This is a genomic window from Streptomyces sp. NPDC058619, assembly GCF_042717785.1.
Lineage (GTDB): Bacteria > Actinomycetota > Actinomycetes > Streptomycetales > Streptomycetaceae > Streptomyces.
In genome coordinates this window covers 143,355-158,137 of the sequence record NZ_JBHXQN010000015.1, presented here as the reverse complement: position 1 = coordinate 158,137, position 14,783 = coordinate 143,355, and the positions used below count along the sequence as shown (strand labels likewise).

The following is a 14,783-nucleotide window of genomic DNA, read 5'->3' as shown; positions in this document are numbered from 1 at the left end:
CGGCGCCGGTGCCGGCGTCAGCTCGCCAACTGCTTGAGCAGGTGCTCCGCCGAGGGCAGCAGCCAGTCGGGCACGGCGTCCTCGGGCCAGGCACGCACCTCGTCGACCAGGGCCGAGACCCGGGCGCCGCCGGCTTCGGGGCGGCCCCGCTCCTGCTCCGTCCAGGCGGCGTTGTTCAGGCACTGGAACCGGTCCCGCAGGTGGTCCGGTCCGAGCTCCGCGTAGAGCGCCGCGGCCCGGTCCCACAGCTCGATCTCCTCGACGCGCAGGGCCTCGACCCGGGCGTCGCCCAGCTTCTCCGCGGCCCCCGGGCGCGCAGCGGGCTCGTCCGCCGTGGTTTCCTCCCCGGTGTCGGCGTCGTCCTCCGTGTCGTCGGCCGCCGCGTCCTCGCTGACCCGGCGGTCCAGCACCTGCGCGAGCTGGTGCCAGGTCTGGGCGAGTTCCGACCTCAGCTCCCGGTCGTCCGGGTCGGGGGCCAGGGCCGTCTCCAGGACCCCCGCGGCTTCGGCCATCAGCTCCCGCGCCCGGGCCACCGCCGAGTCCGTGACCTCCTCCCGCAGCCCCAGCCAGGCCAGGGACCGCAGGACGCGGACCTCGGAGACGGGAGCGTCCCCGGTCAGCCGGTACAGGTCCAGGGCCCGCTCGTAGGCGGCGGTCGCCTCCACGGCCAGGCCCGCGCCGGCGAGGGCCTCCGCGGCCGAACGCGCCAGGTGCGCCTGGGGGCGCGGGTTCTCCCAGCCCTTGGCCGCCTCCGCCGCCAGCAGGTACTGCTCCGCCGCGGGACGGGACTCGCCGAGCTCGCGCAGGAGGTCCCCCAGGAACTCCCGCCCGGACACCACCTGCTCCTCTCCGTGCTCCAGCAGGTCGGGCAGCGCCGACTGCAGTACCTCGGCCGCCTCGGCGGTGCGGCCGTCCCGCGCGTACGCCCGCGCCAGCATCAGCCGCGCTTGGGCCCCGCCGTCGGCGGTGAGCCCGGCCTGGTCGAACCAGTGGGCCCCGGACAGGGCGTGCCCGGCCGCCTCCCGTACCGCGTCGCCGCGGCGCAGCAGGACGTCCGCGAGGGTCAGCCGGACGGCGCCCTGCGCCTCGGCGTCGGTGACCTCGGAGGCGTGCTCCAGACCCGAACGCGCGGCGGCCTCCGCCTCCTCCGGCCGGCCGAGCGACATCAGCACCCCCGCCCGCAGTGACAGCGGCTCCACCGCCTGCCAGGGGCGACCGGCCGCGACCGCCCGCTCCGCGGCGGAAGCCAACAGCACCACGGCCCGGTCGGGGTCGCCCTGGGACAGGGCGAGGCGGCCCAGCATCTCCTCCGCCTCCGCGGCGAGGTCGGGCACCGTGCCGGCGTAGGCGGCGACGAAGTCCGCCAGCTCCGCCACGACCTCGCCGTGGCCGTGGATGCCGTCATGGCCGTGGTCGTGGTCATGGGGCGCTTCGAGCGAGCGCAGGTAGGACTCCACGCGGATCACCGAAAGCTCCACCAGGGCGATCCGCCGGGTCCGCGACGGCTCGGCGGGGTCGAGCGCCTCCGCTGCCCGCGCCGCCACCCGGAACAACGCCCGGATTTCCGTGGGCGCCGCCCCGGACCGGGCGGCCACACCGGCCAGCCGCAGCTCCGCCAGCGCGGCGCGCTCCGGCCGGCCGAGCGCCCGGTATGCGTCCCGCACCGCCGTCAGGAGCTCGGGGGCGTCATCGGCCCCGTGTCGCGCGGCCGCCAGGGCCCGTTGGTCCGCCAGGTCGGCCGAGACCAGTGGATCGGGCTCCGGCCGCGCGTCCAGCCGTACGCCGACCTCCGCCCACAGCGCGTCGGTACCCGGGTGCCCCAGGTCGCGGGCGCGCCGGGCCCGCTCGACCAGCTCTTCGAAGCCGGAGGCGGTTGCGGGCACGGCGGAACCGGGCTTCCGGGCGGGTGCGGGAGCGGCCGCCGCCCCGTCGCGCGGCAGCGCCGCACTGCGTACCCCCAACGGGAGTACCCCGAGCAGCGGTTCGCGTCCGATCCGCTCCAGGAAGCGGTCCGAGATCCGGGTGGTGCCGTTGCGGGTGTCGAAGCGCCTGGCGATGTCGAGGCAGCCCGCGTACAGGACCGCGTACAGCTCGGAGACGGTGTGCGGGGTTCCCTCGTAGGGGGCGGCGGGGCTTCCGCCGTGTCCCAGTTGCTCCAGTCGGCGCAGCAGGACCAGGATGCCGCCGTGGAAGGCGAGTTGGTCGTCGACGTTGGCGAGCGGGCCGACGTGGCCCGCGTGTTCGGCCAGGATCTCCAGGCCGCGGGACTCGTTCCCGGTGAGCGCGCAGAACTCGATGTGCTTGCCGATCGTCGGCAGCAGGCTCTCGTTGCCGCGGGCCATGCGGTAGCCGCGCAGGTGGTGGGAGCGGGCCTCGTCGGCCCGGCCGAGCCGGAGCAGCGGCAGCAGCGAGGTGGCCAGGACCCGATGCGGTTCCTCCGCGCAGGTCAGATCACCGGCCAGAACCGGCTTCCAGAGCTCCAGGGCCTCGGCGTCGTCGCCGTGCAGGACGGCGTACTGCCCCTGGCTGTTGAGCTCGCAGGCCTGACAGTCACTCATGTCGTCGCGGTCCGCCGCCAGCCAGCGCCCGAAGGCCCGCTCGGCGCGCGCGTCGTCGCCGGTCGTGTGGGCGAGCCACAGCTCGGCCTCGCGTACGGGACGCTCGCTGTAGCCCGCGACCCGGTAGCGGCGCTCCATCTCGTCCAGCCAGCCGGCGGCCGACTCCAGCGGGATGCCCGGGGAGTCGGAGATCGCCGAGGCCACCCACTTGAACTGCCAGAACAGCGAGTGTGCCTCCCACTCGGAGAAGGCGGCCGGGTCCTTGTCGTACTCCTGGAGCAGCCGGGCGAAGGGCACCAGGATCTTCGACGACTCCGAGCTGTACAAGTAGGCGTTGATCAGGTTGTCGAGCGTCTCGCGGAACAGGGCCCGGTCGCCGCTCGCCTCCGCTGCCCCGGCCAGGGCCTCGGCGTGTGCGTTGCGCGCGGAGCCGTTCGGCGTTTCGCGGTTCTGGGCCAGCCCCTGCTCGATCTCTTCACGGGTCGTTGTCACTTCTGGTCCTCCGCGGCGTCGGTGGAGTGGGTCGCCCATTCCAGGAGCCCGAGGAAGGCCCGGTTGAGCAGGGTGGAATCGGCGGGGCGCAGCGGTCGCTGGGACATCAGCAGGGCCTGCCCGTAGAGCGATTCGACGGCGGTGCCGGTCAGCTCCCCGTCGGGGAGCGTGGAGATCCGGCGGACCAGCGGGTTGTTGTGGTTGAGGACCAGCCGGGCCCGGGGTGCGGAGCCCCGCAGCGCCCCGAGGATGCCGCTCCACAGCGAGTCGGCGCTCTCCAGCGCGGCGGTCCGGTCGCGTTCCTGCCGCGCCTGGCGGTCGTCGAGGTAGAGCGCGGGTACGGAGACGGGCTGGAAGGCGCGCAGCACCACGTCGCAGCCCAGGGGCTCCAGGCGGGTGCGCGCGGTGGCCAGGAAGGGGGCCAGTGCCAGCTCGGCGGAGGTCGGCACCTGGTCGAGGCGTTCGGTGACGGCTCCGGCGTCCAGCTCGGTGACCTTGAGCTCCGGGCGTACGGAGGGCAGGAGGGCCAGCAGGTCCGCGTCGTAGGTGTAGCCGGCGTTGATGACGCCGAGGCCGTGGGCCGCGGCGATCGGCGCGATCTGGCGGAACTCCTCGACGGTGCGCGTGAAGTGGATCTCCGTGTGGGCAGCCGTGAATTCCACGAGGCTCATCGAGCCGTCACTGGTCTCGAACGGCAGCCACGGCAGCATCAGGGCGAGCAGCTCGGAGTCGTGCCGTGCCATGGACTTCACGCCGAGGTGGTGGACGCGCAGGAAGGCGGCCAGCCGCTCCGGGTCGCTCGCCGCGAGCTCGGCGAGCCAGCCGCGGATGCGGGTGCCGAGGGCGTCCCGTACGGCGGAGAGGGTTTCGTCGTCGTAGAGGTTCTCGCGGGACGCCGTGGGCCGCAGCGTGTCCGTGTCGAGGACGGCTCGGACGAAGAACGCCCAGTCCGGCAGCAGGTTGTCGGCGCGGTCGGTCAGCAGCATGCCCTTGAGGTGGACGCGGTGTCCGGCCCGGTGGGCGGGGCTGGTGGGTTCGGGGAGGACGTACGCCACTCCGCGCACCCCGGCCACCGGCAGGTCGAGGTCGATGGTGTCGAGCGGGGTGAAACCGAAGAGCTGCGCGCAGTGCCCGGCGAGCGCTACGCGGCGCGCGACCGGGGTCGGGAAGGGCCGGTCCCACACGGCGGGCCGATCGGTGACGGGGCGGGGCTCGCCGCCGAGGCCGTCGTCGAAGGTGATGTCGTGGGGCAGCAGGGAGCCGTAGTCGCGGGCCAGCTGCTCCACCTTGGCCTGGACGGTCCATTCGGTGGCGCCGGGCCGGGCTTCCAGGACCACGGTGGTGCCGGGCTCGGGGCGGGCCGAGCGGGGTAGCTCGCGGATGGTGTACGAGCCGTCGTCCGTGGCCAGCCATTCGACGGGCGCGGCCTGCGGGTCGCGGGCGGACCGGGTGACGACGCGGATCTGACGGGCCACGACGAAGCAGGCGAGCAGGCCGATGCCGAACTGTCCGAGGAACTCCCGGCGGGTGGCCTCCAGGCCGTGCTCGCCGCCGCGCTTGGAGCTGCGGCCGATGGTGGCCAGGAGGGAGTGGGCCTCCTCGGAGGTGAGGCCGATTCCGCTGTCCTCGATGGTCACGCGCCCGTCGGACGCCGACAGCCGGATGCGGACCTCCGCCTCCGGGTCGAGGGCGTTGCGGGCGGTGACCGCGTCCACGGCGTTCTGCAGCAGCTCGCGGACGTACACACGCGGACTGGAGTAGAGGTGGTGGGACAGGAGGTCGACCAGGCCGCGCAGATCGACCTGGAAGCTGTGGGGCGCGGACGGGTCCGCGGACGGGGCCTCGGACGAGGAGGGCGGCGTGGACGGGGACGTGGACGTCATAAGGCGTCACCTCGCGTGCGTTCAGGGGTGGTTCGGCGATCGCGAGGTTCCCCCCTCACAGATCCCGGAGTGGGAACAGAGTAGGGGGATGATCTGACAATTCCCCGGTGTTTTCCCTCCGGGACAGTGCTACTGAAAACGCAGGAAGTCCGGCGGAACGGCCTCTACCAGCCACACGCCGTTGGCGCTGATCCGGAAGACGTGCCCGGCCGCGCGCATCGCCTCCGCGTTTACGCTCAGCACGACGGGCCGGCCGCGGCGTGCGCCGACCCGGGTCGCGGTCTCCCGGTCGGGCGACAGGTGTACGTGGTGGCGGGCCATCGGGCGCAGGCCCTCGGCGCGGATCGCGTCCAGGACTGCGGCGACGGTGCCGTGGTAGAGGTACGCGGGCGGTTCCGCCTCCGGCAGGTCCAGGTCCACGGCGACGGTGTGCCCCTGGCTGGCCCGGATGCGGGTGCCCTCGACGGCGAACCGCTGCTTGTCGTTGGCGGCCACGACGTGGTCGAGCTCGGCGCGGCTGATGGCGAAGTCGTGGTCGGCGGCCGCGCGCAGCAGGTCGTCGATCTCCACCCACCCGTGCGGGTCGAGCGCCAGTCCGATCCGTTCCGGCTGATGCCGGAGGTGTTTCGAGACGTATTTGGACACCTTCACGGTGCGTCTGTCGTCCATGGCCCCAGGGTGCCCGGTCGGAGGCCGTTCCGGCAGCGAATTTCACGGCGGCGGCGGGGGTGGACACCCTCTATCACGATTCCAGGATACGGAATATATTTTCCGCTGCTACTTCTGCCCAAGGGGAGAAACCATGACAGCCCATACCTCTCTTCCACGCCGTGCGGCTGCCGAACTGATCGGCACCGCCGGTCTGCTCGTGGTCGTGGTCGGTTCCGGAATCCAGGCCGCCGAGCTCAGTCGTGATACCGGTGTCGCCCTGATCGCCAACTCGCTCGCCTCGGCCGTCGGCCTCGGGCTGATCATCACGCTCTTCGGGCCGCTGTCCGGAGCGCATCTCAACCCGGTGGTGACCCTCACCTCCTGGTGGGCGAGGTGCACCGGCGGCGAAGGGCTCGGCGGGCGGGAGGCGCTCGTCTACGCCGCGGCCCAGACGGCCGGAGCCATCGGTGGCGCCGTCCTCGCGGAGGCCATGTTCGGGCGGACGCCGGGCGCCTTCGCCACCCAGGTCCGCGACGGCGGCCATCTGCTGGTCGGCGAGGTCGTGGCCACCGCCGGGCTGGTCCTCGTCATCCAGGGCCTCGGGCGCATCGGGCGCGCCAAGCTCATACCGGTCGCTGTCGCCGCGTACATCGCGGCCGCGATCTGGTTCACCTCGTCCGGCTCCTTCGCCAACCCGGCCGGCACCATCGGGCGCAGCTTCAGCGACTCCTTCACCGGCATCGCCCCGCAGTCGCTGCCCGGTTTCGTCGCGGCCCAGTTGCTCGGCGGGGCGGTCGGCCTGGCCCTCGCGGCCCTGCTGTACGGAGGCGTCCGGGCCGGGCGTACGGACGCACCGGCGGCGGAGGAGGCTCCTGTCGCCGGTGTGCCGGTCGCCGTCACTCCGGTCGCCGTGGCGCCTGTCGTGGTGGACGTCGTGGTGGACGTCCCGGTGGAAAGGGAGGCTGTGGCCGAGTCCCTGTCCGGGACCGGACCGGCGGAGGGAACGGCCACCAGCAAGGCGGCGTACGAGACCATCGGTTGAGAAACGGTCCAGCCGGAACCCCGTTGCCCACAGGAAGGGCCGGTTATCCACAGCCGTTTGGGCATGTTTTGACGGCAAACGCGTGATTGCCCTGTGGACTACCGGCCGATCGGTACACGGCAGCGCGGGCCGTGCACCGCTGGTCGCACCGCGGGCTGCGTACCTCCCGGCGCCGTCGGTCGATCGGCACCCGACCCTACCGCTCGCCCCGACGGGCCAGATCGTTCATCGTCCGGGCCTGGAGCTCCCGCTCCGTCGCGGCCCGGACGAACTCCGCCACGTGATCGGCGCCCACCAGCTCCTGCACGGCCCGCACCGTGCCGGCCGGCAGGGCCACCGGTGACGGCCCCGTCGGCTGAGGAGCACCGGGCGCCCCGAGGTGCTGCTGGAGGTGGCGCGTCGCGAAGAGCCGCATCGCCCGCGCCAGTTCGGCGTCGACCGTCTGCTGGGCCAGCGGCCGCAGCCGCCGCACCATCGTGGCCGCTTCCGCCGCGTCGGCGTCCGTGGGCGGTACCTCGCCGAGATAGCGGGCGAAGACGTGCTCGGTGGTGAACTCCAGGAAGCGCGAGGCGATGTGCTCCACCTGCCCCCGCAGCTCCCGCAGGTGCCCGGTGATCGCCGCCAGCGGCACTCCGGCCGCGTACAGCTCGGCGGCCACCGCCAGCTCCTGCGGGGAGGGCACCAGGAACTGGTCCGGCCGGTCGGGGATGCGCTCCAGCACCCCCAGCTCGCAGGCCTCACCGACCGCGTCGTCGTCCGGCCTGCCGCCGAACCGCTCGTTCAGCTCCTCCCGGGATATCCACGCCGCCTCCTCGTCGGTCCACGGCCCGTGCACCTCGGCGACCAGCCCCAGGACGCCGCCGAGCCCGCGCCCGGCGTCCCAGGCCTCCAGCAGCTCCTTGATGGAGGCCAGCGTGTAGCCGCGGTCCAGCAGGTCCGCGATCTGGCGCAGGCGCGCCAGGTGCGTGTCCCGGTAGACGTTGGAGCGGCCCCGCCGCTCCGGCTTCGGCAGCAGACCGCGGTCCTGGTACGCCCGGATCGTGCGCACCGTGGCCCCGCTGTGGTGCGCCAGATCCTCGATCCGGTACTCGGCTACCGTCTGCTCGGACAATCCCGGCTCCCTACGACATCGCGGGTCGGCCGACCGCACCCGCTGCGGTCCGGGCGGCGGGTGAGGCCGCGAGGTACTCGACCGCCCTGCGCAGCGAGCCCTCCTGCGAGGGATGGTACGACCGCCGGAAGTAGCGGGGTATGGCCGTGCCGAGCTCTCTCCAGGTGGGCAGCAGCCCCTTGGCCACCGCACGGGTGTGGCCGCCGGGCGAATAGCGCGGCCGTCCGCCCGTTTCCGGGTCGTTGCGCATGAGGTACGAGGCCCCCCACACCCACAGCCAGGCCAGCACCGGCGCGACCACGATCATCCCCTCGATCCGCCGCGCGTACCGGGGCGGGCCGGAGCCGCCGCAGTGCTGGTAGATGTCGAAGGCGACGGAGCGGTGCTCCACCTCCTCGGCGCCGTGCCAGCGCAGCAGGTCCAGCATGACCTCGTCCGTGCCGGCCCGGTCGAGCCCCTCCGCCCGCAGCACCCAGTCCCCGAGCACGGCCGTGAACTGCTCGATGGCGGCGACGATCGAGAGCCGGAAGCGCAGCCGCTCCTGGGCGGTGACGGGCGCTCCCAACGGCGGGACCTCGCCCAGCAGCTTCCCGAAGAGGAAGTCGGGTTCACAGCGGGGGCTCCAGCTTCGCGAAGGCCCGCAGGGTGCGCGGGGCGAAGCGGGACATCCACAGGGCCCCCTTGGACTCGGGGGTCACCGGCACCACGGCCTCATTGCGCACCACGGCCCGCAGGATCGCGTCGGCGACCTTCTCCGGCGGGAAGTTGCGCAGGCCGTACAGGCGCGAGGAGCGTTCCTGGCGGCGCTTCTCCTCGGCCTCGTCCACCCCGGCGAAGCGTGAGGTGGCGGTGATGTTGGTGTTGACGATGCCGGGGCAGATGGCGGAGACGCCGATCGACTTCGACGCCAGCTCCGCGCGCAGGCACTCCGACAGCATCAGGACCGCAGCCTTCGAGGTGCTGTAGGCGGGAAGGGTCTTCGACGGCAGGTAGGCGGCGGCGGAGGCGGTGTTGACGATGTGTCCGCCCTGGCCGCGCTCGGCCATCTGCCGGCCGAAGATCCGGCAGCCGTGGATGACGCCCCACAGGTTGACGTCGAGAACCTTCTTCCAGTCCTCGGCACTGGTGTCGAGGAAGGCTCCGGACAGGCCGATCCCGGCGTTGTTCACCAGGACGTCCACGATGCCGTACTCGGCGGCGACCTTCGCGGCGAGCTTCTCCATCGCCTGCTCGTCGCTGACGTCCACGCATTCGCCCCAGGCCTCGGGGGCTCCGACGAGCCGGGCCATCTCGGCCGTGCGCGCCGCGCCCTCGCCGTCCCGGTCCACGGCCACGACCCGGGCCCCCGCCTCGGCGAACGCGAAGGCGGTGGCCCGGCCGATGCCGCTGGCCGCGCCGGTCACCAGGACGAGCTGCCCGCCGAAGCGGTCCGCGTACCTGCCCGGAGCCCGCTGCTCCGGTGCCCGCGCGGCCGGGTCCTCCCGGGCGGTGACGAAGCCGGTGATCCAGGCGGCGAGCTGGTCCGGCCGGGTCCGGGGCACCCAGTGCTTGGCGGGGAGGGTCCGCCGCACCAGATCCGGGGCCCACCGCTCCAGGTCGTCGTAGAGCCGCTCGGACAGGAAGGCGTCCCCGGTCGGGGTGATCAGCTGCACCGGTACGTGCGCGTAGGCGTCGGCGCGCGGGCGGCGCAGCCGGGGCCGGACGTTGTCGCGGTAGAGCCAGGCGCCGTGCGCCGCGTCCGTGGGCAGCGACGCCGTGGGGTAGGCCCCGGCCGGAACCTTCTCGACGCGCTGGAGGATGGCCGGCCAGCGCTTGCCGAGGGGCCCGCGCCAGGCGAGTTCCGGGAGCACGGGGGTGTGCAGCATGTACACGTACCAGGACTTGGCGCCCTGGCCGAGCAGCTGCGCCGCCCGGCGCGGGGTGGGACGCGCGATCCGCTTCTTGATCCAGTGACCGAAGTGGTCCAGGGAGGGGCCCGACATCGAGGTGAAGGAGGCGATCCGGCCCTCGGTGCGGGCGACCGTCGCGAACTCCCAGCCCTGTACGGAGCCCCAGTCGTGGCCGACCAGGTGCACCGGCCGGTCCGGGCTGACCGCGTCGATGACCGCCAGGAAGTCGTCCGTCAGCTTCTCCAGGGTGAACCCGCCGCGCAACGGCTGCGGCGCGGTGGAGCGCCCGTGGCCGCGTACGTCGTACAGCACCACGTGAAAGCGCGTCGCGAGCCGCTCCGCGACCTCCGACCACACCTCCTTGCTGTCCGGGTAGCCGTGCACCAGCACGACGGTCGGCCGGCCCGCCTCGCCGAGTTCGGCGACGCACAGCTCGACGCCGCCGGTGCTCACCCGGCGCTCGCGCGCACCTGCCAGTCCCGCCGGTCCTGTCCCGCTCGTCCCGCTCATGCCGCCTCCTCCTCAGCCCAGCGCCGCACGTGCGGCAGATCGTCGTCCAGCCAGAACGCACTTTCCCCGGGGTCCCGGGAATCGGTGACCACCAGGATCTCCTCGAACTTCGCGCCGGTGCCCCGGAAGCCCAGGTGCGGCTCCACCGCCCACAGGCCGGGCTGCGGCGGGTGGTCGGAGAAGCGGTACGGACTCCACAGCGGGGACCAGCCCTCACGGTGCCCGTGCAGGGCGTCACCCGCCAGTCCCTTCAGGGACTGGGTGCCGAATCCGAACGCGGTGGGCGACCAGCGCCGCTCCTTGACCCGGTCGATCTTGTGCGCGATCACGCCGAAGGGATAGGCGCGGTGCCGGTTGGCATAACCCTGGCGCGTCATCAGCCGCTCGACGTTCTCGTAGATCTCGCGCAGGGGGCGGCGCTCGCGCACCTGCTCCAGGATCAGCACGCGGTGTGCGTGCAGATCGGACATCAGCCGGTCCTGGACCGGGTTCAGCCCCAGGCTGCCCGAGTAGCCGACGTCGGCCGCGTAGCCCTTGAAGACCGGCGCCATGTCGAGGATGAACGGCATCCCCGGCTCCAGCTTCCGGTTCGTCGGGAAGAACTGCAGCGGGATCCTGAAGTTCGCGAAGGCGGTGCGGTCGCCGAACCAGGCGAAGGGCAGGTGGAACCAGTCCCGCACGCCTCGCTCGCGCAGCCACTCGCGCTGCATCCGCGCGGCCTCCCGCTCGGTCACCCCGGGCCGCAGCTGCGCGGCGACGGCCTCCGCGCACTCGTACGAGAGCCGTTGCACTTCCCTGAACCCGCGCAGTTCGGGAGTGAGTTGCGCGGTGCGTTGCTTGGTGTCCCCAGCCATGCCAGCAGTCCGTCCCTGTAGCCGTACGCGCCCGTAACTTGACACTGATGAATGTGACAATGACTGGAGACGACGTCAAGGCCCGTGCACGGACCTGTGGACAAACTTGTCCGGGTCACATCAGCCTCCAGTACGGGCGCGTACGCCTCAAGGCGGAGACGGGAGCCAGCTCAAGGTCTGACGATTCGCGGGGCCCGGACCACTAACGTCGAACCCGTGACTGTCATCGCGACCGAAAGCCTGAGCAAGCGGTACCCCCGAGTGACCGCCCTCGACCGGCTCTCCCTGGACATCGGGCCTGGTGTGACCGGCCTCGTGGGTGCCAACGGAGCCGGCAAGTCCACGCTGATCAAGATTCTGCTGGGACTGTCCCCCGCCACCGAGGGCAGTGCCGCCGTGCTCGGCCTCGACGTCACCACGCATGGCAGCGCCATCCGTGAACGCGTCGGCTACATGCCCGAGCACGACTGCCTGCCACCCGACGTCTCGGCCACCGAGTTCGTCGTCCACATGGCCCGCATGTCCGGCCTCCCGCCGACCGCCGCCCGCGAACGCACGGCCGACACCCTGCGCCACGTCGGACTGTACGAGGAGCGCTACCGCCCCATCGGGGGCTACTCCACCGGCATGAAGCAGCGCGTCAAGCTCGCGCAGGCGCTCGTCCACGACCCGCAGCTGGTCCTCCTCGACGAGCCCACCAACGGCCTCGACCCCGTCGGCCGCGACGAGATGCTCGGACTCATCCGCCGCATCTACACGGACTTCGGCATTTCCGTCCTGGTCACCTCCCACCTCCTCGGAGAACTGGAGCGGACCTGCGACCACGTCGTGGTCGTCGACGGCGGCAAGCTGCTGCGCTCCAGTTCCACCAGCGACTTCACCCAGAGCACAGCGACGCTCGCGGTCGAGGTGACCGACTCCGACGAGCACCCGGACGGCGCCGCCGCCCTGCGCAAGGCGCTCACCGAGGTGGGGCTCACCCTCCACGCGGGAGAGGAGCAGGGCCTGCCGGGTGCCGGCCACGTCCTGCTCGTGGAGGCCACCGGAGAGCAGACCTACGACACCGTCCGCGACACCGTCGCCGACCTGGGCCTCGGCCTGGTCCGCATGGAGCAGCGCCGCCACCACATCGCGGAGGTCTTCCGCGACAACGACCAGCCCGTCCCCACCGCCCAGCAGAAGGGAGCCGGTTCCGATGGCGCCTGACACCTCGACCCAGATCCACAACATCGGCTACCGGTCCTACGACGGGGCCCGGCTCGGCCGCTCCTACGCCCGCAAGTCGCTGTTCTCGCAGTCCCTGCGCGGCGCGTACGGGCTCGGCCGCTCCGCCAAGTCCAAGGTCCTGCCGATGATCCTCTTCGCAGTGATGTGCGTTCCCGCGCTGATCCTCGTCGCGGTGGCCATCACCGTCCCCGGCAGCACCGACCTGCCGATCAAGTACACGACGTACGCCCTGACCACCCAGGTGGTCATCGGGCTCTTCCTCGCCTCCCAGGCGCCCCAGTCGGTCTCGCGCGACCTGCGCTTCAAGACCGTGCCGCTGTACTTCTCGCGGCCCATCGAGCGGGTCGACTACGTCGTCGCCAAGTTCGCGGCCATGGCCGCGGCCCTGTTCATCCTCACCGCCACGCCGCTGCTGATCATGTGGATCGGCTCGCTGCTGGCCAAGTTCGACTTCGGCGATCAGACCAAGGGATTCGGGCAGGGACTGGTGTCGGTACTTCTGCTGTCGCTGCTCTTCTCGGGCCTCGGCCTGATCATGGCCGCGCTCACTCCGCGCCGCGGCTTCGGCGTCGCCGCCATCATCGCCGTGCTCCTCATCCCCTACGGTGCGGTGACCGCCGTCCAGGGCATCGCCTACAGCACGGGCAACACCGGAGCCATCGACTGGATGGGCCTGTTCTCCCCGATCACCCTGATCGACGGCATCCAGACCGCGTTCCTCGGCGCCACCTCCGCCTTCCCCGGCGGTGAGGGCCCCGCGGCCGGCACCGGCTTCGTCTACCTGCTCGTCGCCCTCGGCCTCATCGCCGGCTCCTACGCCGCTCTGATGGCCCGCTACCGGAAGGCCGGGCTGTGACCATCATCGACATCGACCACACGTCCCGCTGGTTCGGGAACGTCGTCGCCGTCAACGACGTGACCATGCGCATCGGCCCGGGCGTCACCGGACTGCTCGGCCCCAACGGCGCCGGCAAGTCCACGCTCATCAACATGATGGGCGGCTTCCTGGCCCCCTCCACGGGCACGGTCACGATCGACGGAACGCAGATCTGGCGCAACGAACAGGTCTACAAGCAGATCGGCGTCGTGCCCGAGCGCGAGGCCATGTACGACTTCCTCACCGGCCGCGAGTTCGTCGTCGCCAACGCCGAACTGCACGGGCTCGACGACGCTGCCGCCCGGCGGGCGCTCGCCACCGTCGAGATGGAGTACGCCCAGGACCGCAAGATCTCCACGTACTCCAAGGGCATGCGCCAGCGCGTGAAGATGGCCTCCGCCCTGGTCCACGACCCGGCCGTGCTGCTCCTCGACGAGCCGTTCAACGGCATGGACCCCCGCCAGCGCATGCAGCTCATGGACCTGCTGCGGCGCATGGGCGATGCCGGCCGCACCGTGCTGTTCTCCTCGCACATCCTGGAGGAGGTCGAGCAGCTGGCCTCCCACATCGAGGTGGTCGTCGCCGGCCGGCACGCAGCCTCGGGTGACTTCCGCAAGATCCGACGGCTGATGACCGACCGGCCCCACCGCTACCTCGTCCGCTCCTCCGACGACCGGGTCCTCGCAGCGGCCCTGATCGCCGACCCGTCCACCGCCGGTATCGAGGTCGACCTGAAGGAGGGCGCCCTGCGCATCCAGGCCGTCGACTTCGGACGCTTCACCGAACTGCTGCCGCGGGTCGCCCGCGCGCACGGCATCCGGCTGCTGACGGTCTCGCCCTCCGACGAGTCCCTCGAGTCGGTCTTCTCCTACCTCGTCTCGGCCTGAAGGAGCTGGCACCCATGTACAACCCCACCGTTGCCCGGCTCACCTACCGGGCCCTGCTCGGCCGTCGCCGTGCGCTGATCCTTTTCCTGCTTCCTGCCCTGCTGATCGTCATCGCCATCGCCGTCCGCGCCCTCACCGGCGTGGACGACAAGGTCGCCGCCGACCTGCTCGGCGGCTTCGCGCTGGCGACGATGGTCCCGCTGATCGGCGTCATCGCCGGCACGGGCGCCATCGGCCCGGAGATCGACGACGGATCGATCGTCTACCTGCTCTCCAAGCCGGTGAAGCGACCGACGATCATCATGACCAAGCTGATCGTCGCCATCGCCGTCACGATGGCCTTCTCGGCGATCCCCACCCTGATCGCCGGCTTCATCCTCAACGGCAACGGCCAGCAGATCGCGATCGCCTACACGGTCGCCGCCCTCGTCGCCTCGATCGCCTACAGCGCACTGTTCCTGCTGCTGGGCACCGTCAGCCGGCACGCGGTCGTCTTCGGCCTCGTCTACGCGCTGATCTGGGAGTCGCTCTTCGGCAGCCTCGTCTCGGGCGCCAAGACCCTCAGCGTCCAGCAGTGGGCCCTCTCCCTGGCCGAGAAGGTCGCGGGCGAGGGGTATGTCGACGCCACCGTCGGCCTGCCCACCGCGGTCGTCCTGCTCGCGGTGGTCACCGTCGGAGCCACCGTCTACGCGGGCCAGAAGCTGCGCCGCCTCACGCTGGCCGGCGAGGAGTAGGACCCGGTCTGCGCATCGGTACACCACGGCGGACCCTGTGCCCCGCCCGGCCCACCGGCCGGGCGGGG

11 protein-coding genes and 1 pseudogene are annotated in these 14,783 nt (G+C 72.1%); 5 read left to right on the top strand and 7 right to left on the bottom strand.

Translation table 11 applies throughout. The annotated features are described in order from the left end of the window. Positions 1-17: 17 nt before the first annotated feature. From ACFWTC_RS17735 to ACFWTC_RS17725, 3 genes are all read right to left on the bottom strand, one after another. Entirely contained in the window at positions 18-3,050 is a 3,033-nt protein-coding gene (locus tag ACFWTC_RS17735) for a tetratricopeptide repeat protein (protein ID WP_384027756.1), read from the bottom strand. Next, complete coding sequence (locus ACFWTC_RS17730; RefSeq protein ID WP_384027755.1) at positions 3,047-4,933, bottom strand: HSP90 family protein; 1,887 nt, start codon at positions 4,931-4,933, stop codon at positions 3,047-3,049. Before ACFWTC_RS17730 ends, ACFWTC_RS17735 begins: the two co-directional genes overlap by 4 nt. Positions 4,934-5,062: 129 nt before the next feature. Further along, entirely contained in the window at positions 5,063-5,602 is a 540-nt protein-coding gene (locus ACFWTC_RS17725) for an RNA 2'-phosphotransferase (RefSeq protein WP_383926442.1), read from the bottom strand. 133 nt (positions 5,603-5,735) lie between these two features. On the opposite strand from ACFWTC_RS17725, the gene ACFWTC_RS17720 reads away from it, so the two are divergent. After that, complete coding sequence (locus ACFWTC_RS17720) at positions 5,736-6,626, top strand: aquaporin (RefSeq protein WP_383926445.1); 891 nt, start codon at positions 5,736-5,738, stop codon at positions 6,624-6,626. Between the two features lie 196 nt (positions 6,627-6,822). On the opposite strand, the gene ACFWTC_RS17715 is transcribed toward ACFWTC_RS17720, so the two are convergent. From ACFWTC_RS17715 to ACFWTC_RS17700, 4 genes and pseudogenes are all read right to left on the bottom strand, one after another. After that, on the bottom strand, positions 6,823-7,737 hold the full coding sequence (locus ACFWTC_RS17715) for a MerR family transcriptional regulator (RefSeq protein WP_383926448.1): 915 nt from the start codon (positions 7,735-7,737) through the stop codon (positions 6,823-6,825). 10 nt (positions 7,738-7,747) lie between these two features. Beyond that, positions 7,748-8,341 (bottom strand): annotated as a pseudogene (locus ACFWTC_RS17710) (metal-dependent hydrolase); the annotation flags it as partial. A gap of 4 nt (positions 8,342-8,345) precedes the next feature. Continuing rightward, positions 8,346-10,136, bottom strand: coding sequence for an SDR family oxidoreductase (locus ACFWTC_RS17705; protein ID WP_384027753.1), 1,791 nt, complete (start codon positions 10,134-10,136; stop codon positions 8,346-8,348). Further along, on the bottom strand, positions 10,133-10,990 hold the full coding sequence (locus tag ACFWTC_RS17700) for a M24 family metallopeptidase (RefSeq protein ID WP_383926453.1): 858 nt from the start codon (positions 10,988-10,990) through the stop codon (positions 10,133-10,135). The genes ACFWTC_RS17705 and ACFWTC_RS17700 overlap by 4 nt, the downstream gene beginning before the upstream one ends. Before the next feature lie 216 nt (positions 10,991-11,206). Here ACFWTC_RS17700 and ACFWTC_RS17695 point away from each other — a divergent pair, with 216 nt between their 5' ends. From ACFWTC_RS17695 to ACFWTC_RS17680, 4 genes are read left to right on the top strand one after another with little or no spacing between them, the layout of a single operon-like run. Continuing rightward, entirely contained in the window at positions 11,207-12,196 is a 990-nt protein-coding gene (locus ACFWTC_RS17695; protein ID WP_383926456.1) for an ABC transporter ATP-binding protein, read from the top strand. Then, positions 12,186-13,073: an ABC transporter permease gene (locus ACFWTC_RS17690; RefSeq protein WP_383926459.1), complete on the top strand. Its 888-nt coding sequence runs from the start codon at positions 12,186-12,188 to the stop codon at positions 13,071-13,073. The genes ACFWTC_RS17695 and ACFWTC_RS17690 overlap by 11 nt, the downstream gene beginning before the upstream one ends. Continuing rightward, positions 13,070-13,981, top strand: coding sequence for an ABC transporter ATP-binding protein (locus ACFWTC_RS17685; RefSeq protein ID WP_383926462.1), 912 nt, complete (start codon positions 13,070-13,072; stop codon positions 13,979-13,981). The genes ACFWTC_RS17690 and ACFWTC_RS17685 overlap by 4 nt, the downstream gene beginning before the upstream one ends. A 14-nt stretch (positions 13,982-13,995) precedes the next feature. Beyond that, positions 13,996-14,715 (top strand): ABC transporter permease subunit, encoded by a 720-nt coding sequence (locus ACFWTC_RS17680; RefSeq protein ID WP_383926465.1) that lies wholly within the window; start codon positions 13,996-13,998, stop codon positions 14,713-14,715. Positions 14,716-14,783: the final 68 nt, after the last annotated feature.